The sequence below is a fragment of the Mucilaginibacter pineti genome, from assembly GCF_900101875.1.
GTDB lineage: Bacteria > Bacteroidota > Bacteroidia > Sphingobacteriales > Sphingobacteriaceae > Mucilaginibacter > Mucilaginibacter pineti.
In genome coordinates, this window is the sequence record NZ_FNAI01000033.1 from 1 (window position 1) to 9,350 (window position 9,350).

The following is a 9,350-nucleotide window of genomic DNA, read 5'->3' on the forward strand; positions in this document are numbered from 1 at the left end:
GAGACGGATGCAAAGCGACTGGCGGATTACTTTAAGCTCAATTATGCAACGGAGAAAGTTAACCGACTGGCCAATATTTCATCGGAATTAAATTTGTCAGAATGGAAGATCATCAAATTGTCCAAAACGTTGTTTAACAGAAGTCCCCATCAATATGTCATGTACCTGCGTATGGATACCGCCCAAAAGCTGATCAGGCAGACAACCATGAGCATCAAAGACATTGCTTTAACCATTGGTTTTGATAATAAGGCTTACTTTTCCAACGCGTTCCATAAATATTACGGGATGTCTCCGGCAGAGTTCCGAAAAAAGGTCTGAAATCCTACAGGCATCTTGCTCTTTCTTTCTTAAGAGCACGTTTAATTATAGCAGAGTTATAAAATCCTTTGGTGGTCATTGAAAATTCTTTTTTGACCAAAGGATTTTATAACCATTTCACAACTACAGGCTATAACTTAGTCCTATCAAACGTACTACTATGAAAAAGGAAAGGTTACTAAAATTTTTGACAGGAAGTATTGCGGCAATGTTTGCTTATGCGGCTATAATCAAGTTATCTGATTACCCTAAATCGCGAGATGAAATGTTAAACCAAGTATTTCCGGCACCGATGGCCGAAGTATTGACATGGCTTATTCCTGCTATCGAAATTCTGCTTGTTATTTCCCTCTTAGTGCCTGCAAGCCGTAAAAGAGCCACATGGGGTTCCTTATTATTAATGTCGGCTTTTACCATATATATTATTCTGGCAACAAATAATGTTTTCAGCCGGACACCGTGCTCATGCAGCGGAATTTTGTGGGAAGGCGCACCTTACATGGCCCAACTGATCTTTAATATATTGTTCATAGCCATTTCTTTGATCGTTCTTACTATTGAAAATGGCTGGGCAAAAAACTTTACATGGTTTCACATAAAACACAAAAAACAGCTTGTCTCAAATAGTGCCTGAACCGCAATGGCAGGGAAAAGAGCCAGCCCTGCATAGGAAACAGAAAAAACAAATGTGATAAGATCGCGGCTTCAAGGGGTCAAATCACCAAACCGGGCCTGCTAAAAATAAAAAGCAGGAACACAATACTTACTGTCATGATTAAGAAAATCATAACACAAATCAAAAGCGTGAGCCTGATCGGCGTGTTAGCCGTTATGCTTGCAAGTGGGGTAGCAGTTGCTAAAACTCACATTTCAAAAAAAGCCAATCAGGATAATGTTACCTGGGGAAAGTTAAGTGACGGTACTTATGTCGTTGCAGATGGAAATGATACTTGCACTGGAGCTTCTGGCCAATGCAAAGCGGTTTATCCGGCTGGGCAAAATCCAAATGACGACCCTTCAGATCCGATTAGTACGACAGCTGGTACTTTTCATCAAATACCTTAATTATAAAGAAGATGGGGAAGCAAGGCTTCCCCATCTTCTTTATCTTGGGTTTTGCTGTATGCCACTGCCCGTAATTTCATTATCCGGGATCGGGAAAACGTATCTATTATCATTAGGCGGCAAAGTATAAGTTTGATTGTAAATAATGCGCTTTAAGGTTATTGCATATTTACTATCCTGATTAAGCCTTCGAAGATCGCCCCATCTTGTTCCTCGCGCAATCAGTTCCTTTTTTCGTTCATTAAGAATGGCGCTTAAAATCACATTCATATCTGTTGAACTTATTGGCGTGTACGCGTTTTTCTTATATCTATTCTGCAACAATAAGTTTAAATCTTTAAGCGCGGATGTGCCGTCATTATTTCGCGCAAAACATTCCGCCCGATTTAAATAAACCTCGTCGGTTGCCAACCCGCCAAAGTTGTAATAAGCAAGGCCGGTATAATCTCCTATAAAGTTAATTATACCGCCCCCGTTATCCAGGAATAATAGCGACTTACGCAGGTCATTCGTACTAAAGGAGCGATATAACACCGAATCTACAATAGTTAATGATGAATATTCAAAATTGATCGGTATCAATGCGGAATAAAAAACCACTTCATCGTTTCCGCTCGGGATTGCAGGCGGGAACGGATTGATGCCGGAAGCGGTTAATGTGTTATAGTCTATTAGCTTGTTGTTACTGGAAAGATATGTATCGGCCATTTTTTTTGCATTGACATAATCACCCATACTTAAATAAATTCTTGACAGAAGTGCTTGGACAGCCATTTGTGATGGCCTGCTTTTAATGTTAGCGCTTAGCGGCAACAGCGATTGAGCAAGGTTTAAGTCCGCAATTATCTGATCATAAGTGGTCTGGATAGTCGCTCTGACCGATTTTGCGTTTACTTCCGAGGTCAATCTTAAGGGTATACCTAAATCAGTAGAAGCAGATGAACCTATGTAAGGTTTAGCAAATTCCTGAGCTAAGTTATAAAAGGCGAAAGACCTGAAAAACAAGGCACTTCCCTTTATTTGATTCCATTGACTTTGTGAATAGGTATCGGCGGGGATTTTCCTTAAACCTTCAAGTACGACATTCGCGTAAAAGACCTGCTGATAAGGTAATTCCCAGTCAACTATTCGGTTACCTTGATAGGGATCATCTTTTGTCCACAGGTAGGCATTTTCTTCATAAATCGCCCCTAAGGAATTTAACGCATCTCCCGTAGTATAAAATTCATCACTTGCGATCATGTTTAATGATGGTGATGCGTTCATTATCGTTGTATTATCTAAAAGCGCCTGAAAATCTTTTAAAGTTGTCGGAACCAGCAATGACTTGTCCGGCTTCTTATCTAAAAAATCTTTTTGGCATGAAAATAATATCATGCACAGGATGAGTAAAAGTAAACCTTGTACTTTATTGGCCCATCCATTATATGTTTGTTTCATATTGTCTTTTTAAATTAAAAATCTGCTTTAAAGCCGATTGAATACGTTTTTACCGGCGGGAACTGGTTGAGTGGGTAATCGGGATCAAGCTTGGTTTTTGTGGCCTTCCATAATATGCCGAGGTTATTACCGTATACGTAAAGCTGAATATTAGCGAAAGGAAGACTACGTAGCTTTTCCTTTGTTATAGTATAACTGACATTAACATCCTGTAGTCTAATGTTGTCTGCTTTTTCGACCAGTGAGGAAGAGTACATGTAAAAATTATTTCTATTTCCGTTATTGGTCGCAGGCAGTGATGGTATCTGCGTAAAAACCTCATCACCAGCTTTTTGCCAGCGTAGCGCAAAATCCCTATTGCCGCCCTGGCCTGACAGGACGGTAGCATAATTGACCGAATTACGTCTGAAATAGTAATTAAACCGATAACTAATATTTCCGGACACAGAAAACCCTTTGAAAGAAAAGGTATTTCTTAAGCTGCCGAAAATCGTGGGCCTGGCCGGCCCGTTGTAAACAATGTTGTCAGGTGTAGAGGCATTTATTATTCCGGAATAATCCTTGCTGATCTGTCCGTTAAGATAGCCTTGCGCTTCACCGGTTTTAGGATCGAGTCCGCCCCATTTAAAACTATATATTCCATATAAAGGTCTTCCTGCTAACGGATATACTAACTGAAGGAAACTCAATACATCGGTCTTCACGTCATATTTAGTAACCTCATCGACCGCATTGCTAAAAATAAGGTCAGTTGACCATTTAAAAGCACCGTTGAGATTCCGGCTATGAATAGATATGTCTACTCCATGACCAGCATTATTTGCCAGGTTGCCTTTGAATTGAACTATACCAGTTGAGGGTGCATAAGGCGCAATTCCGATCAGATCGATACCGTTCTTATGATAATATTCAAGGCTACCACTTATCCTATGGTTCAGCGCTTCAAAGTCGATCCCCAGGTTGACCATTTTTACACGCTCCCATTGCAGGTAGGGATTAGGCGGATTGGTAATGGTGGCATACGGTAACCCGGAAAGATTGTCCGACCCGTTGGAATATACTGCGGTTGTGTAGGCCGTAACACTTTTATTAACATTACCGCTGTAACCATAGGTTGCTCTTAATTTTAATAAAGGAAGCCAGCTTATATGGTAAAACGCTTCGTTAGAAACGTTCCACGAAATACCTGTTGACCACAGAGGCACACCTTTTTGATTGGTTTTTACGCCAAATAAGTTGGATTCATCAATTCTTGCGCTGCCGGACACGGTGTACCTATTATCGTAATTATAAGCAGCGTTGGTGTAGTAGGAAATATAGTTATCTGTTAAATCTCCCTGACTGTCCAGATAAGGTATCTGTTGTGTCAAAGCAGGATTGTAGTAATTATTAAAATAGGTTAAATAATTAACTTTCGTACTGGTTGCATGCTCATCATCATATCCGTATTCTCTATGTTGATCCGTAATCGTATGTGTATTGCGAATTTCATATCCGGCGATTGCTGTCAGGTCGCTTTTGTTGCTCCAGTTTTTAGAGTAATTTAGTTGTCCCCTGAAATTCTGCGATATGGCACTGCTCGTATTTTGATCAAGTATCCCCCCTAACGGAACCGGATAGGAAAGCGAACCATCAGTATTTACTTGCGTTAGTCTGTTGATGAGGTTTCTTGTGTAGTATGTATCCTGGCTTTGGTAGTTCCTTGTAATGCCTTCTGTTCTTCCGTAATAATATAATGCCCTTGCCGATAGACCGGGAAAAATCTTATAAACTACGTTAAAATTCAACCTGTAATCGGTTTGTTTTGCGTGGTTATCCGCAAGATTGATTTCATCAATTGGACTATATTGCCAATTTAATAAGCCCTTTTGTTGCGCTGTCGTCACAAACGCCGCCCGGTAATCGTGAGTTATAGAGAGCGGGTTTCCAGATGCATCGGCTAATTTGGCATAAGGGTATAAAGACGTTCCACTTGTAGAGGATAAAAGTATCCCGGTTGTACCGGGGTTATTCATAATATTATCACTTTGGATGTAGGATATACCGGTAAATACATCAAGATGATTATGCAGAAAACTATAGGTATTGTTTGCATCGACTGTTAATCGGTTATAACCGTTATTCACAAGGTTGGCCGCATTTTTATCGTATCCCGCTGAAACATAATACGTCTGATTCGCCGAGCCGCCGGATACGTTAACATTATATTGCTGCTGGACGCTTTTCTGATACAGATATTTTTCAAAGTCATTTCTGACATCTTGATTTTTGAGCGCATCGATTTGCGATTGGGCATCAGAAGCTGATATTTTACCATCCCGTCTTGCAATGAGCAATTCGACAACCGGCGTCAGCGGAGTTTTGTTAGCTGATTTTTCTGCGCTATTATAATAACCCTTAGTGAATAGGGCTTGTTCCTCATCAATATAATCGGCGGTAGACATCCTGGATTGGTAGAATAGATTTGGACGTCCACCAACAGTTACATTAGAGTTGAAAGAAACTTTCGGCGCTTGGTTGAATCTTCCTTTTTTTGTGGTGATAACAATTACGCCATTCCCTGCTTTTGCTCCCCAGATAGAGGCTGCTGCTGCATCTTTCAATACCGTTATGCTCTCAACGTCATTGGGATTAATATTATTGATATTACCCTCATAAGGAAAATTATCGATAACAATAAGCGGATCTGCTTTACCCAGTATAGTACTTTGTCCCCGGATGCTGATTTGGGTTTGATAAGAAGCGTTTGATGTTGAACGGTTAAAAACAAGCCCCGGCACCAAATCTTCAAGCTTACTGATTACATCAGTGCTTACTCTGCGATTAAGTAAATCGGCATTAACTTTTTCAAATGATCCGGTCGCTCTTTCTTTAGGAATGTTCTGGTAGCCGGTTGAAACTACAACTTCTTTTAATTCGTTGCTAATCCTATTTAAGGCAATGACGACTGAATCTGACATGGCTGCTACGACCTTTGTTTCAGAATTGATATAACCAACATAACTTGCTGTTATGATAATATCTTTACTATTAGAATTGAAGTGAAATTGTCCAAAGCTGTCTGTCGAAATTACACGTTGGGAATCATTTATTTTAATGGAAGCGCCTGCAAGCGGCTCTTTAGTCTTTTGGTCTATCACTTTTCCATAAACAGTATACTGCGCCCTGACAGTTGAGAAAAGTAGTGCCATTAAACAAGTAAGTAATAATATTTTCATATAAATAAGATAAAGTGCCTGTATTTAGATGGTTGATTAATGAGTATCAGGTCGGTCGCTTATGACCATAATGGCTATGCTGCCTAATTTTTCAACGATTTTCAGATCATAATTTTTCAGCGCATTATTCAGCGAATTAATGTTAGACATATCGGCATTTAGTTCAATATCTATGGCACCTTTTAAGCCGGTTTCGTCGATGATGGGTAAAGGAGATTTTTGGAAAAAATAATCATCAAGCGTCCAGTAAAACATTTTCCAATTTTGATAGTGCATAGTCAGTCCATACTGATCCTGTTTCCATATCTGCGGGCCGTTCAATGAACGTAGTTTATTAATATCAGAAGTGCGTTGCAAGGCAAGATAATGTCTTACCTGTTGTTCAATTTTCACTTCGTACCCAGGGAAAATCCTTTGAAGATCATCTCGAAAATAGTTGTACTTGTTTACTGTCATGCCCGGTGGTAAAAGCAAATCATAACAGTAACTGTGTTTTTTAAACCATTCGAGTTCCGGCTCTTTAAAATGATAGGATAAAATCAAAGAGTCCTTTGATTTTACTTCTATCCGGTTTCTATTAAATCTTCCTAAATCCCGGTACGCAAGTTGAAACAGGGATAATATTTCACCATTGATCACCCTTATTCGCTGGTTTTTATTACTATCTGGTAATGGTGTATAAGTACCGGGAGAAATTCCATTCGCGTAGCCTGTAAGCATTGAATGATAGATAATATTTTTACCACTGCCACCATTGTTACCAACAAATAATGCTTCATCTCTATTGTAGGGAATTTTAAAATCAGACTTTTCCGGCATTTCTGGCTGATTATCTGAAAGGATTTTTACAATATTAGCTTTGTTGACGGTTTCATATCCGGTAATACCGGCAACTTTGCCGCTCGCGTCGATCCAAACGTAATGAGGCAATGTGTTATGTGGGAACAAGGACTTTAAACTGAAGTCGTTTACCACCTCTGGCAAGACAGACGGTTCTGATACCTTTTTTTGTCTTCTTGCCAAAAACGATTTTATATCTTTTTCCGATTGATATGATACTGGCAGGAACTGCACTTTCCCGGCAAATTCCTTTTGCAGGCTATCCATTTTAGGGATCATTGCGATACAGGGGCTGCACCAGGTCGCCCAAAAGTCGAGTATGAGCAGTTTGCCTTTAAAGTCTGATATTTTGGCACTGGCGGTGGGCTTGCCGGATACGTCTTTGTAATTGAGGATATTGCTAATTGTAATGTCTGGCACCTTATCGCCAATTTTAAGGGCGGCTATATTAGGTGTTTTGTCCTGGGCATGTGCAGCAAAATTTAGGCAAAGCACAGCCAGTACTATATTTAGTATAATTTTTTTCATCAAGTGAGGGCGTTAGTTAGTTAGAAATGGTTAAACTATAGATTAGATATAAAACGGCAACCGCGAATTGGCTATTAACTACTAAACTGATCTTCAGTTGCCGTTTTACAGCAATTCAAACAGGGGATTTAATAATAAGTTTAAACAGTTGCTTTTGGGTAAGTATGAGGGCACATAAGTTTGCAAGCGTCGTTGCGACAGAACTGCACTTACTTTTGTGCTTGATCTGATGATTTTTTGTTTTTTGATTTTGAAGAAGTTGCATCTGATGGCAACTGGCACCGGATGGCGTAACCTTAGGATGATTCCCGTATGGATTATAGTCGATTTCGCGCTTCACGTATTCTGTTCATAAATAAGGAGATTAGTTATGATAACAGACGAGGGTGAGAATATGTAGAAAAAGGAAAAACGACATGGTTCTCTGCTCGTCATCCGCTCCGACTAAGAATACAGATGAGCGAGTGAGCTTCCCATGCCGTTTAACCATTTATATTATAAATAATACAAATGCAGGCAATGGGGCTTCACTCGTTGCGTCTTTTATCTGTATTCTTAGTCGGAGCAGAGTTAGACGCAATGTCATAAGCCATTATAATGGCTACAAAACTATTAATTTATGTTGTATCAAACAATGTTGCCGTTTTCATATATGAAATTTTAGTCATTTAATATAAATTAAATTTTAATTTAGAGGACTGATCCATGTTATAAGCTATAAATTTAAGAAACGAATTAGTAAACATCGAAATAGCATTGGGTGTAAAATACATATTCCGTACACCAAAAACATTTTAGTATATTTGATTATCAGAAATGCATTTTATGGAGTTGGCACAAAAAAAACATTTCGGGCAAAATATACGTAACATGCGTATCCTTAAGGGGATGAAACAGGATACCCTTGGTAAAGTAATGGGCATGGCACAACAAAACATTTCAAAAATGGAAAAGAACGAATTACCTACGCAAGAAATCTTAGAAAGAGCCGCAAAGGCTATGGGTACGACTGTTGACGCGATAAAAAACTTTGATAAAGACAATGATTTTAATTTCTTCTTTGGTTACACCACTAATCAACATAACCATCCTATTAAAGAGGTCATAGAGTATTTTAAGGAAGCAATTCTCAAAGAGCATGGTGAAAAGGAAGAGTTAAAAGTTGAGAACGAAGCCTTAAAAGCAGAATTGGATCAACTAAAAAAGGGCAATAGCAAGCCGGAAAGCGAAAACAAGCTGAAAAAGGTGAAATAGCCTGACCTTACTATAAGCAAAATAAAAAGCTCCTATAATTTCAGAGAGCTTTTTTTATGCTTTAATTAGCTACTCCAAAAGAGAAAAATAGAACTACCTCACATATATCTGGGCTATGGCAACGAAAGAGCAGATCAAGGCCGAAATTTTCTTTTCCATGTTTAAAAGGCTTCATGCCCCGGTAATTAATGATATCGTGGTGGTTGGTATCGTCCGGGCTTTATTAAATAAAAAATACCAATATCATCTCGATACAGACGAATTTAACACAATAGGAGATGAATTAGCCGACGCGCATTTATTCAGATGGAACGATAACGGCCAGTTGGCATTGACTGCGGAAGGCTTGGCGTATATGACGCGGTTTAAATGAGGTGCAGTAAACAAAAAGGCCCTTGCTGCGAACAACAAAGGCTAAACCTACATTTTATCACTTTATATTTATAGTTTTTCTATTTCCTCAACAGAAAGTTTTGTAAATTTCACAACCTGTGCCATTGGCAGACCGTCCTTTTTCATTTCACGGGCAATTTCTTTGGCTTCTTCTAACTTTGCTTCTTTTACCGCATAGTCCAGCACGTTCTTGTTATCCCATTTATGTTTTAAGCTGTTATCGTACATCGTTTTTTCCTCCTTTGTCAAATTACTGTATTCAGCAATGCTAAACAATTTTTCAAATACCGG

The 9,350-nt window shown here is 39.1% G+C and carries 9 protein-coding genes; 5 read left to right on the top strand and 4 right to left on the bottom strand.

Annotation, left to right across the window (positions count from 1 at the left end; genetic code table 11):
• The 3 genes from BLS59_RS30755 to BLS59_RS30765 all read left to right on the top strand — a co-directional run.
• A partial coding sequence (locus BLS59_RS30755; RefSeq protein WP_143014298.1) for a helix-turn-helix transcriptional regulator occupies positions 1 to 321 on the top strand: 321 nt, incomplete at its 5' end.
• A 160-nt stretch (positions 322 to 481) separates the two neighbouring features.
• A complete protein-coding gene (locus BLS59_RS30760) occupies positions 482 to 955 on the top strand; it encodes a MauE/DoxX family redox-associated membrane protein (protein WP_143014299.1) in 474 nt (157 codons plus the stop codon).
• Between the two features lie 137 nt (positions 956 to 1,092).
• Positions 1,093 to 1,386, top strand: a complete 294-nt coding sequence (locus tag BLS59_RS30765) for a hypothetical protein (RefSeq protein WP_091157836.1) — start codon at positions 1,093 to 1,095, stop codon at positions 1,384 to 1,386.
• A 39-nt stretch (positions 1,387 to 1,425) separates the two neighbouring features.
• Here the strand turns inward: BLS59_RS30765 and BLS59_RS30770 are convergent, their stop codons facing one another.
• The 3 genes from BLS59_RS30770 to BLS59_RS30780 are packed head-to-tail and all read right to left on the bottom strand — an operon-like array spanning position 1,426 to position 7,412.
• The gene (locus BLS59_RS30770; protein ID WP_091157838.1) at positions 1,426 to 2,826 is read right to left on the bottom strand and encodes a RagB/SusD family nutrient uptake outer membrane protein; all 1,401 of its coding nucleotides are present in this window, start codon (positions 2,824 to 2,826) and stop codon (positions 1,426 to 1,428) included.
• 14 nt (positions 2,827 to 2,840) lie between these two features.
• Positions 2,841 to 6,044 carry a SusC/RagA family TonB-linked outer membrane protein gene (locus BLS59_RS30775; RefSeq protein ID WP_091157839.1) on the bottom strand — a complete coding sequence of 1,068 codons (3,204 nt, stop codon included), beginning with the start codon at positions 6,042 to 6,044 and terminating at the stop codon, positions 2,841 to 2,843.
• Positions 6,045 to 6,080: 36 nt separating this feature from the next.
• Positions 6,081 to 7,412, bottom strand: coding sequence for a TlpA family protein disulfide reductase (locus BLS59_RS30780; RefSeq protein ID WP_091157841.1), 1,332 nt, complete (start codon positions 7,410 to 7,412; stop codon positions 6,081 to 6,083).
• Between the two features lie 825 nt (positions 7,413 to 8,237).
• On the opposite strand from BLS59_RS30780, the gene BLS59_RS30785 reads away from it, so the two are divergent.
• Both BLS59_RS30785 and BLS59_RS30790 read left to right on the top strand, forming a co-directional pair.
• The gene (locus BLS59_RS30785; RefSeq protein WP_162842830.1) at positions 8,238 to 8,666 is read left to right on the top strand and encodes a helix-turn-helix domain-containing protein; all 429 of its coding nucleotides are present in this window, start codon (positions 8,238 to 8,240) and stop codon (positions 8,664 to 8,666) included.
• Between the two features lie 115 nt (positions 8,667 to 8,781).
• Positions 8,782 to 9,039: a hypothetical protein gene (locus BLS59_RS30790; protein WP_091157844.1), complete on the top strand. Its 258-nt coding sequence runs from the start codon at positions 8,782 to 8,784 to the stop codon at positions 9,037 to 9,039.
• A gap of 68 nt (positions 9,040 to 9,107) precedes the next feature.
• Here the strand turns inward: BLS59_RS30790 and BLS59_RS30795 are convergent.
• The coding region (locus BLS59_RS30795) for an Rpn family recombination-promoting nuclease/putative transposase (RefSeq protein ID WP_240315407.1) at positions 9,108 to 9,350 on the bottom strand (243 nt) is incomplete at its 5' end.

Excerpts from the sequence above, each read along its gene's own strand:
- BLS59_RS30785 (WP_162842830.1), top strand. The coding sequence starts at position 8,238 with ATGGAGTTGGCACAAAAAAAACATTTCGGGCAAAATATACGTAACATG.
- BLS59_RS30775 (WP_091157839.1), bottom strand. The coding sequence starts at position 6,044 with ATGAAAATATTATTACTTACTTGTTTAATGGCACTACTTTTCTCAACT.
- BLS59_RS30770 (WP_091157838.1), bottom strand. The coding sequence starts at position 2,826 with ATGAAACAAACATATAATGGATGGGCCAATAAAGTACAAGGTTTACTT.
- BLS59_RS30765 (WP_091157836.1), top strand. The coding sequence starts at position 1,093 with ATGATTAAGAAAATCATAACACAAATCAAAAGCGTGAGCCTGATCGGC.
- BLS59_RS30760 (WP_143014299.1), top strand. The coding sequence starts at position 482 with ATGAAAAAGGAAAGGTTACTAAAATTTTTGACAGGAAGTATTGCGGCA.
- BLS59_RS30790 (WP_091157844.1), top strand. The coding sequence starts at position 8,782 with ATGGCAACGAAAGAGCAGATCAAGGCCGAAATTTTCTTTTCCATGTTT.
- BLS59_RS30780 (WP_091157841.1), bottom strand. The coding sequence starts at position 7,412 with ATGAAAAAAATTATACTAAATATAGTACTGGCTGTGCTTTGCCTAAAT.